The organism is Mucilaginibacter angelicae, from assembly GCF_042434235.1.
In the GTDB taxonomy this organism is placed as follows: domain Bacteria; phylum Bacteroidota; class Bacteroidia; order Sphingobacteriales; family Sphingobacteriaceae; genus Mucilaginibacter; species Mucilaginibacter angelicae.
The window spans coordinates 23,591-41,464 of sequence record NZ_JBHLTS010000022.1 but is presented as its reverse complement, the minus strand read 5'-3'; the positions used below and the strand labels follow the sequence as shown (position 1 = coordinate 41,464).

10 protein-coding genes are annotated in these 17,874 nt (G+C 43.2%); 7 read left to right on the top strand and 3 right to left on the bottom strand.

Annotation, left to right across the window (positions count from 1 at the left end):
• Positions 1-92: 92 nt before the first annotated feature.
• From ACFFGT_RS12495 to ACFFGT_RS12485, 3 genes are read right to left on the bottom strand one after another with little or no spacing between them, the layout of a single operon-like run.
• Positions 93-1,082, bottom strand: coding sequence for an MlaD family protein (locus ACFFGT_RS12495; protein ID WP_377022872.1), 990 nt, complete (start codon positions 1,080-1,082; stop codon positions 93-95).
• 28 nt (positions 1,083-1,110) lie between these two features.
• Positions 1,111-1,884 (bottom strand): ABC transporter ATP-binding protein, encoded by a 774-nt coding sequence (locus ACFFGT_RS12490; RefSeq protein ID WP_377022871.1) that lies wholly within the window; start codon positions 1,882-1,884, stop codon positions 1,111-1,113.
• 11 nt (positions 1,885-1,895) lie between these two features.
• Positions 1,896-2,702, bottom strand: coding sequence for an MlaE family ABC transporter permease (locus ACFFGT_RS12485; protein ID WP_377022870.1), 807 nt, complete (start codon positions 2,700-2,702; stop codon positions 1,896-1,898).
• Between the two features lie 513 nt (positions 2,703-3,215).
• Between ACFFGT_RS12485 and ACFFGT_RS12480 the strand changes: the two genes are divergently transcribed.
• From ACFFGT_RS12480 to ACFFGT_RS12450, 7 genes are all read left to right on the top strand, one after another.
• Positions 3,216-7,334 (top strand): two-component regulator propeller domain-containing protein, encoded by a 4,119-nt coding sequence (locus ACFFGT_RS12480; RefSeq protein WP_377022869.1) that lies wholly within the window; start codon positions 3,216-3,218, stop codon positions 7,332-7,334.
• A gap of 852 nt (positions 7,335-8,186) precedes the next feature.
• Entirely contained in the window at positions 8,187-11,348 is a 3,162-nt protein-coding gene (locus ACFFGT_RS12475) for a SusC/RagA family TonB-linked outer membrane protein (protein ID WP_377022868.1), read from the top strand.
• Positions 11,349-11,366: 18 nt separating this feature from the next.
• The gene (locus ACFFGT_RS12470) at positions 11,367-13,031 is read left to right on the top strand and encodes a RagB/SusD family nutrient uptake outer membrane protein (protein ID WP_377022867.1); all 1,665 of its coding nucleotides are present in this window, start codon (positions 11,367-11,369) and stop codon (positions 13,029-13,031) included.
• Between the two features lie 7 nt (positions 13,032-13,038).
• Complete coding sequence (locus tag ACFFGT_RS12465) at positions 13,039-14,199, top strand: hypothetical protein (RefSeq protein ID WP_377022866.1); 1,161 nt, start codon at positions 13,039-13,041, stop codon at positions 14,197-14,199.
• A gap of 59 nt (positions 14,200-14,258) precedes the next feature.
• Entirely contained in the window at positions 14,259-14,804 is a 546-nt protein-coding gene (locus ACFFGT_RS12460; RefSeq protein WP_377022865.1) for a carbohydrate binding domain-containing protein, read from the top strand.
• A gap of 85 nt (positions 14,805-14,889) precedes the next feature.
• A complete protein-coding gene (locus ACFFGT_RS12455; RefSeq protein WP_377022864.1) occupies positions 14,890-15,768 on the top strand; it encodes an AraC family transcriptional regulator in 879 nt (292 codons plus the stop codon).
• Positions 15,769-16,029: 261 nt separating this feature from the next.
• Positions 16,030-17,862, top strand: coding sequence for a sodium:solute symporter family protein (locus ACFFGT_RS12450; RefSeq protein ID WP_377022863.1), 1,833 nt, complete (start codon positions 16,030-16,032; stop codon positions 17,860-17,862).
• Positions 17,863-17,874 lie beyond the last annotated feature (12 nt).

Below are 17,874 nucleotides of genomic sequence, written 5' to 3'. Positions count from 1 at the left end.
GCATTTTTTTTAGCCTCACCCTAAATCCCTCTCCGGGGGAGAGGGACTTGAAAAGAATTTGTGTCTCCCCTTCCGGGGGAGATTAGAGGGGGCTACTGCTTCCCTTTCAAGCTATCAGCTTTTGCTTTATCGCGTTTTTTGAAAAAACCACGTAACAAAAAGTTATGCTGTGCTGCTTCAAGATCATCATTTAATTTGATAGATGCTGCCTGCAGGTTATTAATTGCCGATTGTGTTTGTACTGCCGCTTTCTGGTCATTCAATAATACGCCAAGGGCGTTATCGGTACTGTTAAGCTTGTTGCTTGCTTTGGTAAGGTTGCTGGTAAGCGTTGAAGCATTTGTAGCCGTTTGCTGCAACTGGGTTACCGCCTGTTTAATTTGGGCAAAGGTTGTGGTATCGGTAAGCATTTTATCGGCAAGCCCTCCTTTGGTATTCATTTTACGGCTAAACTGATCAAGCTGTACCGCCATCAAAGCAGCGCTTTGGGTGGTGGCCTGCAGGTTACGCATAGCGCTGCGCAGCTGTATGGCCATGGTACTGTCGGCCAATAGGGCACCAACTGTGCCTTTGCCTTGCAGTATGTTGTGACTTAACGACTTAAAATCGTTGGTGATGGCTAACAGGTTTTGGTTATTGTCCTGCAGGGTTTTAAGCATATCATCAGTGGAGAGCATTTTTTCTGATTGCAGTATGTCACCATCTTCTATTACCGGGGCCTGCGCGCTGCCGCCTTCAATTACGATGAGTTTATTACCTATCAAACCATCCGACCCAATTTTGGCCATCGCATTGCGGCGAATGTACTGCTGAGTGGCTTCGTCAACATTCATATAAACCTCAACTTTTGAGGGGCCAATGAACTTGATAGCACTGATAGTGCCAACTTTAACGCCCGAAAACCAAACTGCGTTGCCTTTCTTTAAGCCGGCAACATCAGTAAATACCGAGCTTAACTTTATATTTTTAACAAAGGCTTTTTGCTGACCGCCCAGGGTAAATACCCCCAATATAAACAATATGAGGCCAAGTGCCAGGAATATGCCTACTATGATCGATTTTCTGTTTTCTGCTGGATCCATGATAATGGTATATCTTATCTAAATGCTGTTATTGAATAAAATTATAATCGTAAAAAGGTTTCACCCGGCTGTCGTTAGTATCAAATACCTCGTCGAAAGTACCGGTACGCTGAAACTGCCCGTCTAAGAGCATAGCTATCCTGTCGCCGGTTTGTTTGGCGCAGGTAAGATCATGTGTTATGATGATGGATGATGTATTGTAACGCTGCTGTACCTCATTGATCAGGTCGTTGATCTCAATACAGGTTATAGGGTCAAGGCCTGCTGTTGGCTCATCATATAGCATAACCTCGGGGTTGAGGATCAGCGTACGTGCAATGCCGATACGCTTACGCTGCCCACCCGAAAGCTCAGAAGGCATCTGGTTGATAGTTTGTGAAAGACCAACCGCATCAAGCACAGTTTCAACCGAGGTGTTGATCTCTCCGCGGGTAAGGTTGCGTTTGTTGCGTACCAACGGGAACTCCAGGTTTTTGCGCACGGTCATACTATCGTACAGTGCGCTGTTTTGAAATGAAAACCCTATCCTGATGCGCAGCTTCTGCAGTTCATCTTCACTAATGTGAGTGATATCCTGGTCAAATACTTTCACCACACCTTCATCGGCCTTAAGCAGGCCTGATATAATTTTGATCAGTACCGATTTTCCTGTACCCGAACGGCCAAGTACAACAAGGTTCTCGCCCTGGTAAAGGTCAAGATCGATACCACGGAGCACGGCATAATCCTGGAAAGCTTTTTTTAAGCCCCTGATGCTGATAACCGGGTTACTATGATCTGCCTGTACTGCTGCTTTCTTCATATCTCAATTAATTAGCGGAACCAGCCTGTTATCTGTACAATAATAACTTCTTCAATAAATACCAGGAACATAGCAGTAATTACTGCGCCGTTTGCCGCTTTACCCACGCCTTCGGTGCCTTTGTTTGAGTTATAGCCCTGGTAACAGCCAACAATACCAATGGTAAAACCAAATACAATTGATTTTATGAGCGATGCCACAAAGTCAGTAAACGTTAGGGGTTCAAAAACTTCCTGTATAAAGGTTGTCCAGGTGGTGCCTTCGTTTTGGGTAACGTTCAAATAACCGCCAAACAAGGCCACAAAGCCTGTATAAGTTGATAAAATAGGAATTGTAAGCGTGGTAGCCAGTACGCGGGTACATACCAGGTATTTAAAAGGTTTGGTACCCGATACCTCCATAGCATCTATCTGCTCGGTTACCCGCATGGAGCCCAGCTCGGCACCGATACTTGAACCTACTTTTCCTGAAGCTATGAGTGCAGTAACCAGTGGGGCAAGCGCACGCATAATAGCTATAGATACCAGCGAAGGCAGCCATGATTCGGCGCCAAATTGTGATAATGACGGCCTTGATTGTTTTGTGAATATCACACCCACAATAAAACCTGTAACCGATATCAGCGTAAATGAACGTACGCCTACTTCATAACACTGGCGTACAACTTCCTTAAATTCAAAAGGCGGTACAAAGGCCTCCTTAAAAAAACGGAAGATAAACTGGTTTATCCTGTAAAGCGATAAAAAAAAGTCGCTCAGGCTTTGCTTAAGCTTTGAGAATCTATTTGTATGCTTTGTTATGCTTTGCGTATTGTCCATTCAATAGGTACTTGTATTAATATACGGTTATTTCTACAAAACCTGTCGGAGTTTGTTTGCCGTACGTTGTTTTATTTCATTTAAAACACTTTTGATAACTTTTTAAATCGTTTTAAAAACTTTTGACTGATTAGTAAAATGAAATAAAAGTATTATGTATCAATGCTTTATTTTGTTGTTTGTAACAATGATTTTAAACGTTTTTGTTAATATAAAATTAAATATTGTAAAAAAAGTATTATATCTTACCTCTGTATTAAAAGTACATTTGGTAATAAACCAATTATAGATGTTTTAGCAAAAGGCCGGCCAAAACCACGCCGGTATTAAGCGGGCAAATTATCAAATACAGTGTTAATGGCAGATTAAATTACGGCTAAATAAACCTTTGACCATTTGGGTTAAATGTTTAAACTTATTTGCCTGCAAACCTAAAAGTTAAAATTTATATAGCGTAACGCAGCCCCTAAAATATAGTTAATGAAGTGTAAAATTTTGATATGTTGCCTTATTATGCTGTATTTACCGGCATTTTTAAGCGCACAATCAAATCCATTTCAGTTTTCAAGGCTTGATATCAATAACGGGTTATCGCATAACCAGGTAAACTGCGTTTATAAAGATAACAAAGGTTTTATGTGGTTTGGTACACTATCAGGACTTAATAAGTATGATGGTTACAAGATCAAAACTTTTAAGCATGCCAGCAGTGATACTACTACGTTAGATGATGATTACATTGTTAGCATAACCCCCGGGCCCGAAAATAAGCTATGGATTGAAACCCGGATGGGGTTTAATATTTATGATCCCGCTACCGAAAAATTTACCCGTAATGTTAAAGATTTCCTGTACAAAATAAAACTGTATGACCCTTATATAGCAGCTATTAAAAACGACAGGTTCGGTAATTTCTGGTTTTTGCACCACAATAAAAATCAGGGCGTGTTTAAATATGATCCCAAAACAACCCGGTTAATTAATTTAGTACACAAGGATAATGATGGAAGTTCCATTTTCACTAACATGGTTACCGATCTTGCTGTCGATTCAAAAAAGGGCATATGGCTGGTATCCAGTACAGGCGTTTTGGAAAGGCTTGACCCGGTTACTTACAAAGTAAACTACCGTAAAGCTTTGGGTGAGCTGCCCCCCGGCCTGAGCTCATCGTACAAAATATATATCGACAGGCAGGACGATATCTGGGTGTTTGTGCCAAGCTACTCATCGGGGGTGTTTTACCTCAATATGCAAAAAGGTATCTTTAAGCACATAGGTAAAGGCCCGGCCGGTACCGGATTGAATACAGATGTAATATCAGACCTGGCAGAGGATGACCAAAACCGGATGTGGATAGCAACCGATCATGGGGGTATCAACCTGCTTGATAAGCAGAATTTTAAATTGAGTTACCTGCTTAACCGCGAGGATGATAATAAAACCGTTGGGCAAAACAGCGTAACCTGTGTTTACAGGGATTACTCGGGTATTGTATGGTGTGGCACTTACAAAAGGGGGCTCAGCTATTATCATCCAAGTATTATCAAGTTTGCGGGTTACACACATCACCTCAGCGATCCCAATAGCTTACCTTTTAGCGATGTAAATAACTTTGCCGAAGATAAACTCGGCAATATCTGGATAGGTACAAACGGCGGCGGCCTTATTTACTGGAACCGTAAAACCGGCAGCTTTAAGCAATACCTGCACAATGCAGGTGATAAAAACAGCCTCACCAATAATGTGATAGTTTGCCTGTATATTGACCATGAGCAAAAGTTATGGATAGGCACCTACTACGGAGGGTTGGACTGTTACGATGGCAAAACTTTTAAACACTATAAACATAATGATGGTATAGCAAACAGTATTTCTGAAGACAGGATCTGTTCTATCATGGAAGATAGTGATCAAAACCTTTGGGTAGGCACGCTTTCGGCAGGGCTAAATAAGCTCGACCGGAACCGGCAGGTAGTAGCGAGCTATAAATTTGATGGCGATATTAGCAAAAATACCATTCACTCCAACTATGTAAGTGCCCTGCTTGAAGACCGGCGTAAAAACATATGGGTAGTAACAGCCTATGGTGTTGATATGCTGGCGCAAAAGGAAAATAAGTTTATTCATTACCTGCATGATGATAAAGATCCTAATAGCCTTGTAAATAACAATACCAATAATATTTTGGAGGATAGCCGGGGGCTGATATGGATCAGCACCCGCGAAGGGCTTAATATTTTTAACCCGATTACAAAGAAATTTGCCGCCCTTACCAAACAGGACGGTCTGCCTGATAATACTACGATAGATATCAGGGAAGACGAAAATCATAATATTTGGGTAAGTACACCAAACGGATTGTCGAACATTATTGTTGACAGGAGTAAACCTCAACTGCAGTTCCACTTTATCAATTATAATGAAGCAGATGGCTTAGAGGGACGCGAGTTTGCTGAAAATTCATCAGTAAAAACCCGCGAAGGAGAGTTGATTTTTGGAGGGGGCAATGGCTTTAATATTTTTAAACCATCAACCCTGCATTTTAATAAAAGCAGTTCGGCCTTACTGTTTACCGATTTTCAATTGTTTGATAAAAGTTTGGGCGTAGGTGAAAAAGTTAACAGCAGGGTGATATTGCCCGAATCAATTTCCCAGCTTAGGGAAATAGTACTTAACTACGATCAAAATGTTTTCTCGATTGAATTTGCCGCGCTCACCTTCTTTAATCCCGATAAGGTAAAGCTGCAATATGCAATGGAAGGTTTTTATGATGGCTGGATTTCGGTTGATAACAAACTCCGTAAAGCCACTTACAACCTTGAACCGGGCGATTATACCTTTAAAGTGCGGGCAACCAGTAATGAGTTTTGGAACGGAAAAGAAATAGCCCTGCACATCAGGATTCTGCCGCCATTTTGGAAAACTACCTGGGCTTATGTAGTTTATGCTTTGCTGGGTATAGGCGCGCTGTTTTATTTCAGGCAAAGGGGGATCAAAAAGCTGAGGGTGCAATTCTCCATTGAAAAAGAACGCGAGGAAGCCCAGCGTATGCACGAGCTCGACCTGATGAAGATCAAATTTTTTACCAATGTAAGCCACGAGTTCCGTACGCCGCTATCGCTTATTATGGCCCCGGTTGATAAGATCCTGAAACAAGTGAGCGAGCCCGAAACCCGGCGTCAGCTTACCATGATTACCCGTAACGCCAGGCGCCTGCTTAATTTGGTTAACCAGCTGATGGATTTCAGAAAGATGGAATACCAGGAGCTTAAGCTATATAAGCGATCAGGAAACATCATCAGTTTTATTAAAGAACTGTCATGGTCGTTCACCGATATTGCTGATCAAAAGCATATCAGGTTTGTTTTTGATACAGATGCAGACGAGTTTGTTACCAGATTTGATCATGATAAAATTGAGCGCATCCTGTTTAACCTGCTTTCAAACGCTTACAAGTTTACGCATGAGGGTGGCCAGGTAAGCGTACTGCTTAACCTGAAGAATGGAGATGAGGATGATGAATACTTGTTAGAGATCAGGGTAGTGGATACAGGTATCGGGATCCCGGCTGATAAAAGGGAGCGCATCTTTGAACCATTCTTTCAGCATGATATCCCCGGTTCTATGTTAAACCAGGGGAGCGGGATAGGCTTATCTATTACCAAGGAATTTGTGAAGCTGCACCAGGGTGAGATCTATGTGGAGAGTGAGCATAACCAGGGGAGCTGTTTTACAGTGATATTACCGTTGCAAAAAGTTGACGAAACGCTGTTTACCGATACTGAATACCATCTGCAGCATAGTATGGAGTTTATGACTGATGCCGACCTGGTAAAACCAAATCAGCAAAAAGAAACCCGTGATATAAAAAAGCCAACGGTATTGTTAGTAGAAGATAACGAGGATTTTAGATTTTACATTAAGGATAACCTGAAGGATGCCTTTAATATCATTGAAGCCGAAAACGGTAAAAAGGGCTGGCAAAAGGCCCTGGCACAGCACCCCAATCTAATAGTGAGCGATATCAGTATGCCTGAAATGAATGGGATTGATCTGTGCCGTAAAATCAAGGGTGATTCGCGTACATCACATATCCCGGTGATCTTGCTTACCGCCCAAACAGGGGAGGAACAGCAGATTAAAGGCCTGGAAACCGGTGCCACCGATTACATGACTAAGCCCTTCAATTTTGAGATCCTGCATTCCAAAATAAAGAATATCCTCAGTCAGCAGGAAAAAATGCGCAAAACCTACCAAAAACAAGTAGATGTTACGCCTACCGAGCTGCAGGTTGATTCGCCGGAGGAATTGTTTATCAAAAAAGTGTTGATGCTGATAGATGCCAATATCTCCAACCCTAATTTCTCTGTTGAGGAATTAAGCAGTGAGATGTTTGTGAGCCGCTATACCCTCTATAAAAAGATCCTGCAAATGACCGGCAAAACCCCTAACGAGCTTGTGCGATCCATGCGCCTCAAGCGTGCCGCGCAGCTGCTTGAAACCGGTCACCTTACCATATCGCAGATCTGCCATAAAGTAGGCTTCAAGAGCCAGAAATACTTTGTGCGCACCTTCAAGGCCGAGTTTAACAGCATCCCGTCAAAGTACCTGGAAGCTATGAACCAGGAGTGATCTGAACCGGGATTAAACAGATTTTCTGGATTAATGGATTTCACTGCCGCGGGTTTAGCGATAGCGTAACCCGTGGTGTAGCATCACTAAAGCTTCCAGCTTTAGCGATATCATCAAGTCCATGCTTTTTACCCTTTACTGGTCGAAGTTTAGCGATAGCGTAACTTCGTCCTAAAATAAGGCAAGCATCCTGCTTGCGAAGCCTGCAATGCTTGTTCGTGTTGTATGTTATAATAAGTATGGAAGAGTAAATACACATTGGAGTTAAGCTGAAAGCTTAACACATTTTAGGACGAAGTTACGCTATCGCTAAACTTCGACCAGAGGACGATAGCTGACACTCGGCTGAAGCCGAGCGACGGCGGGAATTCTCCTATTTCAAAATCGCCTTCTTTTACCTCCCAATAAATCGCTCTCGGTGATACTATTATCGCACCAAAATATCTTCATGAAACATATTAATGGGTATACATTTGTAACTATTATATCCTTTTTATAGCAATAAATAACATTAAGTAATTGATAATGAGTTATTTAATATGAGTTGACATTTGTGCCCCTATTTATCCACAACCGGGCTGTTTCTTGCATATAATTTTACCATCGTTATAATCAATATTAACCACAATCATTTGCTAAGGCAAGGGTTAATATAAACCTAAAATTAACAAACCAATTTAATAACAGGATAAACCGTCAATGTTGATTGATGAAACAGATGCTGCAATTGTAGGGAGAGAGGAATTATTTCCTGCATATCGGGCATCAGGCAAGGGGAGGAGCGGTTTATTCAGTCTGTATAATAAGAGCTGAAAAATCTAAATAAAATCAAATATTAACTAACAATCAATTATGGGAAAAATTCTACGAATAGCCTTCCTGTTCTCCTTATTGTTTGTGTGCATCCGGGGGATGGCACAAAACCAGGGAACGGTGGTGCAGGGAACGGTTTCAGATGAAAAAGGCGTTACCCTGCCAGGCGTTACAGTTGCTGTTAAAGATACTAAGACAACTGTGATTACCGATGTCGACGGTAAATTCCGCCTAACCTTGCCGGCCAACGCCAAAATGCTTGTTTTTACCTTTATAGGTACCGAAAAACAAGAGGTGACGATAGGCAGCAAAACAACATTCACTATCATCCTTAAATCAACCACTACCGCGCTTACCGATGTTAATGTGGTGGCGATAGGTTATGGTTCGCAAAGGAGGCAGGATGTTAACGGTGCTATATCATCAGTAAAAGCTTCTGATATAGCCAACATCCCGCAGCCAAGTATTGATCAATTGTTACAGGGTAAAGCTGCCGGTTTAACCATCACCCAAAACTCGGGTGCTCCGGGTAGTTCAACCTCGGTTAGGGTGCGTGGTGTTACTTCGTTAAGCTTATCAAACGAGCCACTTTATGTTATTGATGGTGTGCCGGTTTCTGGTGATGCTACCAATAAATCAACCAGTGGCCGTTCGCCACAGCTTACTACCAATAATGATGAAAATGCGGTAAGTCCGCTGGCGTTGATCAACCCGAGTGATATCGAATCTATCGATGTGCTGAAGGATGCATCAGCAACAGCTATTTATGGTAGCCGGGCATCAAACGGTGTAATTATCATCACTACCAAACGCGGTAAAAATGGCAGCGCCCGTGTGGGGTACGATGGTTATTTCGGTTACCAGGAGCAGGGCAAGTTTTTAAAGATGATGAACCTGCAGCAATACGCCGCATTGCAAAATGCCCTTGCTGATGTAATTGGTGTTCAAAAACGCGGTGAGTTTGCCGATCCAAGCCTGCTGGGTAACGGAACCAACTGGCAGCATGAAATTTTCAGGAATGCACCGATGCAAAGTCACCAGGTATCTATATCTGGCGGTAAAGAAGGTACGGATTATTATATCTCAGGTGGTTACTTAAGGCAATTGGGAACAATTTTAGGTAACGATTTTACCCGTTACACCATCCGTACTAATATCAACTCGCAGGTGAAAGATTGGCTCAAGGTGGGTACTACCATATCCGGCAGCCGCTCCAACCAAAATGTGTCAATTGGCGATAATAATGGTGTTATTTACGGTGCTTTGTTAAGCGCCCCGGACCAGTCCGTGCGCAATGCTGATGGATCGTTTTCCGGTCCGCTGCCGCAGGCCAATCAGCAGGGCGGGCAAATTAACCCGGTGGCCCAGGCTTTAAGTATTTACAATAACCTGGTACGCAGTAATTTTAACGGCGGTGTGTATGCCGAAATGAAATTTACCCGCGATCTGTCATTAAGAAGCCAGTTAAACGGCGATTTCAACTGGTCGAATGCTAAGGTTTTCCAGCCATCATATAATTACGGGCCGCTATTTGTTAATCCAACCGCAAAACTTAACGAATATATTGCCAATACTGTTTACTGGGGCTGGCAGGAGTATTTGAACTACAATCACACTTTCGGTAAAAAACATAGTGTGACAGGTTTGTTAGGTTATGAGGTTAACGAATCAACCTGGGGTGGTGTTGATGCCGGTGTTCAGAATTTTTTAGGTAATGACCTTAAAACACTGAACCTGGGCGATGCAAAAACTGCCACTAACGGCGAGTATAAAGACGGGCAGGCGCTCGAATCACAATTTGCCCGTGCAATATATACCTACAACAACAGGTATAGTATCACAGCCACCATCCGCCGTGATAAGTCATCAAAATTTGCCGAAGGCCACCAGGTGGGCTATTTTCCCTCGTTCGCGGTGTCATGGCGTTTATCTGAAGAGCCCTTTCTTGCAGGTATAAAAACCTTTGCCGATAATGTTAAACTAAGGGTAGGTTACGGCCAGGTTGGTAACCAGGCAGTGCCTAACTATTTGTATGGCTCGGCTTTAAATTCATTAACTACAGGTTTGGGTACCGGCTTTACCATTGACAAGGTGGCAAACCCTAACCTCACCTGGGAGACAGCTATCCAAACCGATATCGGTATCGATTTCTCCTTATTCGGCAGGATTGACGCCAGCGTTGACTATTTCGATAAAACATCAAAAAACTTCCTGTTCCAGGCATCGTTACCGGCATTCCTGTTAGGTCAAAGTGCAGAGTATTCAGGTACAGGTGTAATTGCACCGCCTTATGTTAACGGTGGTAAATTGTATAACCGCGGTATTGAGTTCACCATTAATTCAAGAAACATCGCCACTACCAATTTCAGGTGGAACACTACGCTGATCTTCTCAAAGTATAAAAACAAAGTTGTATCACTTGCCAATGGTGTGCCGTTCATCAACAGAAGTGTTGGCGTAAGCTTCCTGTCGTTACCGGTTACCCGTACTGTTGCTGGCGGACCTGTGGGTGAGTTTTATGGCTACGAGGTTCAGGGTATTTTCAAAACTGCAGATCAGCTGCGCAATGCGCCTATCCAGTTCGGCCGTGCAGTGGCTAATAACTCAGCAGGTACCTGGCTGGGCGATATTCAATACAAGGATTTGAACCATGACGGCAAAATTGACGAATCGGATCAAACCAGCCTTGGCAGCGGTAACCCTAAATTTACTTATGGCATCACCAATTCGTTCAGTTATAAATCGTTCGATCTGTCGTTCTTCCTTAACGGATCATATGGTGCTAAGATCTTTAACGTGCTTAACTATTCTATCAGCGGATTATCCGGCCTTTATCAAAACCAACTGGCTTCAGTAGGTAATTTCTGGACGCCTCAAAACCCTAATTCAAATATCCCGGCCCCACGCGGCGGTGATAACCCTAACCTGAAAAACTCAGACAGGTTTATCGAAAGTGGATCGTTCCTGAGGGTGCAAAATGTTAGTCTTGGCTATAATCTGCCTGTATCATGGATCAGGCACATCAAGCTTAACCGTCTTAAAGTTTACGTAAGCGGGCAAAACCTGTATGTATTTACACCATACAAAGGCCTCGACCCGGAAATTGGGTCAATAAACCAGGATGCGTTTTTAAATGGTGTTGATATCGGCAGGTACCCTTCACCACGTACCATCACATTTGGAGTTAACGCTGAATTTTAATTTTTGGATATACCTGATATGAAAAGATATATAAAATATTTATTAGGGCTTACGGTTGTAACAGGTGTTACGGCAAGTAGCTGTAAAAAGGACTTCTTTAATCGTCCGCCCCAAAGTGCCATTACTTTGGATAATTACTATAAAACTAACGACCAGGTGGTTGCCAGTACAAACGACCTGTACAGCGCGGTATGGTTTGGCTGGTGTGGTAAAGCCGGCTGGTCAATAACCGAGCTGATGGGCGGCAATGGCCGTACCTATTCATCGGATGTGGTGAACTTCGAAAATTTTTCGGTAACCGATGCTAACTTTGAGTTGGGCGGTGCATGGAACTCGTTGTACATTGTAGTAGCCCAGGCCAATGCCCTGATCAATAACCTGCCTGTAAAAGTAGGCGCCGGGGTTGATAAAGCTGTAATAAACAATGCCCTCGGCGAAGCACATCTGTTCCGTGCCTTAGCTTATTTTCATTTGGTAAGGACATGGGGGCCGGTACCCATCATCGAAAATAGTTTGGATTATGTATCAAACTACCAGATCAATACCAATCCTATCCCCGATGTGTACAAATTTATTGTTAACGATTTAAAATTTGCCGAGGATAACCTGACCAAAATGGGGCCGCGGAGCGGTAAATCATCCGGCCGTGTTTCCAGCGGATCGGCATCGGCATTGCTTGCCAAGGTTTACCTGTACATGCAGGATTATCAAAACTCCCTTGCCGAAGCCAATAAGGTGATCAGCAGCGGCGAGTTTAAATTATATGGTGTTGATGTAGCCGGTAAAACCTTTGCCGATTTGTATCTGACGGCTAATAACAATAATGAAGAGTCAATTATTCAATTACAATGGTCGGCCACTGGCGGCTACGGAAAAGGCAACCCGCAGCAGGCTTCGTTTGCATACAATTCAATTATAACCGGTACCGGTGATGGTTATGGTGTGCTTGCGCCAACCTTTGATCTGCAGGATATGTATGAATCAGGCGATTTGCGCAGGAAAGCGACCATTATGCTTCCCGGCGATCATTATCCTGAAATAAACCAGGCTGCTGGCGGTTACACGCTGCCCGATAACGCAAACTCGCAGGGTACGCATGCCCAGGTTAAAAAATATGTAGTTGGTACCCCTGCTGATAACGGAGGTTTAGGTGCGGCACAATCTGCCGCAAACAATACCTACATGATGCGTTATGCCGAAGTATTCCTGATCAAAGCCGAAGCCATCATGGCCGGTGCTAAAACCAGCAGTGATCCGGAGGCCTTGGCTGCCATTAATAAAATCAGGACGAGGGCCGGTTTGGGCAACCTTACAACTATTAAACGTGGATACTACCTGGCAAACCCTGCGCTTAAACTGGCCGGAGCACCAACTAATACACCGAAAGAACTTTACCGTGACGATATACTGGATGAAAGAAGACGTGAGTTTGCTTTTGAAAACGATTTCTGGTTTGATTTGGGCAGGTTGGATGGCTATAATGTAACTACCCACCCGATAGCCGTAAGCATTATTAAAAACCAGGACAGGGGAACATCCGATAACAGCACACCACCGCAGCGTTATGGTAACGAATATAATTCAATTGTTAGCGATGCCAATTTCAGGCTGCCATACCCTGCTACCGAAGTAGCATCGAACCCTAAATTAAAAGACGCACCGGTACCTTATGTATTTAAATAATCAAACCATGAAAAAGATATTTCAACAATCCAAATCATTTTACTGGATGCTGTCGGTTTTGATGGTGTTTGGTATGGCCTCGTGCCGTAAATATAACGACAGGGGTACCGGTGGCACCGGCGCCCCTAAAATTACCAGGGTTAGGTATGTTAGTAAAACAGATACCATTAAAAATGTATCGCACCCGGTAAACCTCGATTCGGCCAATATTTATGACGATATCAAACTGGTTAAGTTTGATTCGACAGTAACACAGGGGCGCTTAAACACCCAGTACGCTATCATAGGCGAAAACCTGCTGAATACTACCCATGTATACTTTAACGGCACTGAGGTTTATTTTAACCCTGCTTTGGTAAGTGATAAAACCATTATTGTTACCATAGGCTCAAATGTGCCTTTCGGGCCAAGCCAGTCAAACAAGCTTACGGTTGTCACTACACAGGGCAAGGTTGATTATGATTTCAGCATAGCGCAGCCGCCTCCGGTAATTACTTCGTTTGCACCGCTTGCCGCAGGTGCGGGCGATATTGTTACCATAACCGGGAGTGTGTTCAACGATGTTATCAGCGTTAAATTTGATGATACCCCTGCCGAAATTGTGGGCACACCAACTACTACCGAAATAAAGGTAAAAGTACCGGCCGGTATTGTTCAGGCTTATGTATATGTTACAACAGCGGGCGGTACAACCAAGTCTGCTGCTTCATTCGGCTTTAAGTACTTGATTTATGGCGATGACCTTACCCTGTACTGGGGCGGTAACGGAGGCGGCTATGATGGCTACGGCAGTACCCGCGATTATGCCAGCACAGCTCATGTAAAACGCGGTACACATGCTATTGCTGTTAATGTTGATAACGGTTACGGCGCATTGCAATTAGGTTATGGCGGTGCTACCTTAAGCGTTGCAGCATCGGGCTTAACCTCCATAAAAGTATCAATTTACGGCGGTGCAAACTTCAAAACCGGCGATAGGGTACAGCTTGTGGTAAATGGTGGCTATGATAAGGCCGTACCGCTTACCATTGTACCGGGTGCTTATACTGATTTTACTATCCCGTTGAGCAGTTTGGGGAACCCGGCAACCATATCCGAAATTACTTTCCAAACATTGGGGGTTGGGGCACCAGCCACCTTCTATGTAGATGACCTTGGCTTTATTTAAATTTTATAGGGTCACCGCGGTGTAAACGGCGGTGACCCTTGCTTTCAAAATTTAACAGTATGAAAGTTTATAGCTTAATAACCTGTATAGCACTGTTGTTGCTGCTGGCAGGCAAAGTACAGGCCCAAAAGAACCTGGTAACCAACGGTGGTTTTGAAGATGAAATGTACGGTTGGAACGACGGTGGTGTTAAGCTTACCCCATGGGATGTAAAAACGGGCAAAAGCAGCTGTGCTATCATCGCTACTAATGCTGCAAGCTGGCTTGGCATTGATCAGCAGGTGATTATCCCTAAAAAGGCTGGCAAGCTTGAAATCAGTGCGTGGCTTAAAACCATTAACGTGATGAAAGGGAAGGATGACTGGAATGGCGCGGTTTTCAGCGTTGAGTTTTTGGATAAAGCGGATAAAAAGGTTGGCGAAGGCATGAACATAGTTACACTAACCGGTGATCATCCCTGGGAGTTGGCTTCAAAAGAGGTTTTGATACCTGTCGGCGCGGTACGCTTTAAACTGCTTTTAGCAATGGGCTATGCTACAGGGACATTTTTAATTGATGATGTTGCTGTGAAGGCGATAATGAGCGATGTGGTAACAAAAAATTAATAATTAATTGTGTGATTGACATTTTGTAAGTATAAAAGTGTTAAATTAGTATCATCAATTAGCAAACTTATTTTAGTGGGATTTTATGATGACAAGTAATGTAATGCGCGAGATAACTCCGCTAACGCCAAGTGATTGTTTTACTATTTTTTCGAGGGTAAAAAAGAAGTTCGACTTTCCGCTTCATTATCATGACGAGTATGAGCTTAATTTAATTATCAACGCCAAGGGGGCTAAAAGGGTAGTGGGTGGCCATATTGAAGTTATTGAGGAGGTGGAGCTGGCGCTGATTGGTCCTAATTTATACCACGCCTGGTTTACGCACCAATGCCAGAGCGAAAATATAACCGAGGTTACCATTCAGTTTCACAAAGATCTGTTTGATGAAAAGTTTCTGAAACGCAATCAGTTGAGTTTTGTGAAGAGCATGCTGGAGCGCTCGCAGCGGGGGATTTCCTTTTCGGCCGAGACTATTTATGCGCTTAAGGACAGGATTATGCAGCTGGATAAAAAAAATGGCTTCGACTCTGTGCTGGAGCTTTTATCTATCCTTCATGATCTGTCTATCTCCCGTAACATGAAAATGCTGTCGGACCCAAGCTTTGCTAACGAGAAGTTTTATTACAACAGTCGCCGCATTGAGAAAGTGTTTGAGCATATGAATATCAACTACAACAAGCAGATCACCCTTGCCGAAGTAGCGAAAATTGCCAACATGCCCGAAGCTTCATTCAGCAGGTTTATTAAAAAGCGCACAGGTAAAACCTTTATTGATAGTTTGAACGAGATCAGGCTTGGCCATGCTTCCAGGATGCTTATTGACTCAACAACCACCGTGGCCGAAATTGCTTACAAATGCGGGTTCAATAATATCTCCAATTTCAACAGGATCTTTAAGCGTAAAAAGATGTGTATCCCCAAAGAATTCAGGGAGACCTATACCGGGAACCGCGTGTTTATTTAACCGGTATTTATTTGACTGTGCCGCCGGTTGAAAATGTACCAATGTGTCGGTAAAGTTAAATATAAGGTTAAAAAAGTATTATAAAATTGCTGATAATAAATTCATTTTTGAGTAATGCCAATTATTATGTCTGAACCCGAATTTTTGGAATTAATGAATGAACCGAATGCTTATTGCATTTGGCTATTTTAAAAAGCATGATTATAAAATTCTGGTAATTATTTAATTCGAAAAATCCCGGTTCAGATAAAATTTTATTAAATGAAGTTACACTTACTTGATGTTGCCATTATAGTTTTATACCTGCTGAGCACCATTTTTATTGGTTTATGGTACCGTAAAAAGGCCCGCGAAAACAAGGAAAGCTATATGCTGGGCGGCAAATCTTTACCCTGGTATAAGCTGGGTTTAAGTGATGCCTCCGATATGTTCGATATCAGCGGCACCATGTGGATGGTAAGCCTGTGCTTTGTTTATGGCATGAAAAGCATCTGGATCCCCTGGCTGTGGCCGGTTTTTAACCAGGTATTTTTAATGATGTACCTGTCGCGCTGGCTTCGCCGGTCAAACGCGGCAACCGGTGCCGAGTGGCTGGCTACCCGCTTTGGTAAAAACGGGCCTGGGGTAACGGGTTCAAATGTAGTGGTTATCGCTTTTGCGCTGCTAAGCTGCTTTGGGTTTCTGGCTTACGGGTTTATTGGCTTAGGCAAGTTCATTGAAATATTTATCCCCTGGGATTTGGTTAAAGCTTACGTGCCTTTCAGCGTAGCGCCTCAATATGTACCGCATGTGTACGGGATTATATTTACGCTTTTCGCCATGTTTTATTCTATCATAGGCGGCATGCACAGTATTGTGCTGGGCGATATGATCAAATACGGCATCATGACCGTAGCCTGCGTGTGGATCAGTTTTATAGCTGCCGGAAAATTGCAGGGAAACCACCTCAATGTGCCCGAAGGCTGGTACAGCCCATTCTTCGGTACAAACCTTGGCTTGAGCTGGACAGGGATCATTAATGAGGTAAACAATAAGATCAAGGCAGATGGTTATTCACTGTTTGGCCTGTTTTTTATGATGATGACCTTTAAAGGGTTCTTCGCGGCAGTGGCCGGGCCTGCACCTAATTATGATATGCAAAAGATCCTTTCCACCCGCTCGCCCGAAGAGGCCAGCAAAATGAGCGGTTTCGTAAATATCATATTGCTGCCTATCCGCTACTCGCTTATTGTGAGTTTAACCATATTGGGTGTTCTTTTTTATCATCAAATGGATTTAAAAGATGCCCAGGGTACTATCGATTTTGAACGGATCTTGCCTGCGGTGATCAACAGCTTTTTACCGGTTGGTTTGGTTGGCCTGCTGCTGGCCGGTTTGCTTGGGGCTTTCATGAGCACATTCAGCGGTACTATGAATGCGGCGCAGGCTTACATCGTGAATGATATCTATCTTAAATACATCAACCCAAAGGCATCCACCAAAAAGATCATTACTGCAAATTACCTGGTAGGCGTTTTTGTAGTAGCAGTAGGCGTGATACTTGGCTTTTTTATGAAAGATGTAAATACCGTGTTGCAATGGATAGTATCGGCACTTTATGGTGGTTACATAGCCAGTAACGTATTGAAATGGCATTGGTGGCGCTTTAATGCCAACGGCTTTTTTTTCGGGATGCTTTCGGGGATCTTATCAGCAATGGCGTTCTCGCTCATCATTCCTTCGGTTCAACTGTTGTACTGGTTCCCGGTGTTGTTTGTTATCTCGCTGGCGGGTTCGGTTATCGGTTCGTACGCTAAGCCACCAACTGACATGGCCGTGTTAAGATCGTTTTACACAACAGTGAGGCCATGGGGTTTTTGGGGCCCCGTTAAGGCAATTGTGATGGAGAGCGATCCGTCATTTGTGCCGAATAAAAACTTTAAGCTTAACATGTTCAATGTAGTTATCGGCACCATAACACAGTGCTGCCTTACCATATTGCCCATGTACCTGATATTGTCACAAAAAGCATCCCTTATAGTTACCATTGCCATATTGGTGGTTACTATCGCTATACTGAAAAAAACCTGGTGGGATAAATTAAAAGACTATTGATAAAAAAACTAT

Bases quoted from the DNA above. Each gene is read 5' to 3' on its own strand.
- ACFFGT_RS12495 (WP_377022872.1), bottom strand. From the start codon at position 1,082: ATGGATCCAGCAGAAAACAGAAAATCGATCATAGTAGGCATATTCCTG.
- ACFFGT_RS12490 (WP_377022871.1), bottom strand. From the start codon at position 1,884: ATGAAGAAAGCAGCAGTACAGGCAGATCATAGTAACCCGGTTATCAGC.
- ACFFGT_RS12485 (WP_377022870.1), bottom strand. From the start codon at position 2,702: ATGGACAATACGCAAAGCATAACAAAGCATACAAATAGATTCTCAAAG.
- ACFFGT_RS12480 (WP_377022869.1), top strand. From the start codon at position 3,216: ATGCTGTATTTACCGGCATTTTTAAGCGCACAATCAAATCCATTTCAG.
- ACFFGT_RS12475 (WP_377022868.1), top strand. From the start codon at position 8,187: ATGGGAAAAATTCTACGAATAGCCTTCCTGTTCTCCTTATTGTTTGTG.
- ACFFGT_RS12470 (WP_377022867.1), top strand. From the start codon at position 11,367: ATGAAAAGATATATAAAATATTTATTAGGGCTTACGGTTGTAACAGGT.
- ACFFGT_RS12465 (WP_377022866.1), top strand. From the start codon at position 13,039: ATGAAAAAGATATTTCAACAATCCAAATCATTTTACTGGATGCTGTCG.
- ACFFGT_RS12460 (WP_377022865.1), top strand. From the start codon at position 14,259: ATGAAAGTTTATAGCTTAATAACCTGTATAGCACTGTTGTTGCTGCTG.
- ACFFGT_RS12455 (WP_377022864.1), top strand. From the start codon at position 14,890: ATGATGACAAGTAATGTAATGCGCGAGATAACTCCGCTAACGCCAAGT.
- ACFFGT_RS12450 (WP_377022863.1), top strand. From the start codon at position 16,030: ATGAAGTTACACTTACTTGATGTTGCCATTATAGTTTTATACCTGCTG.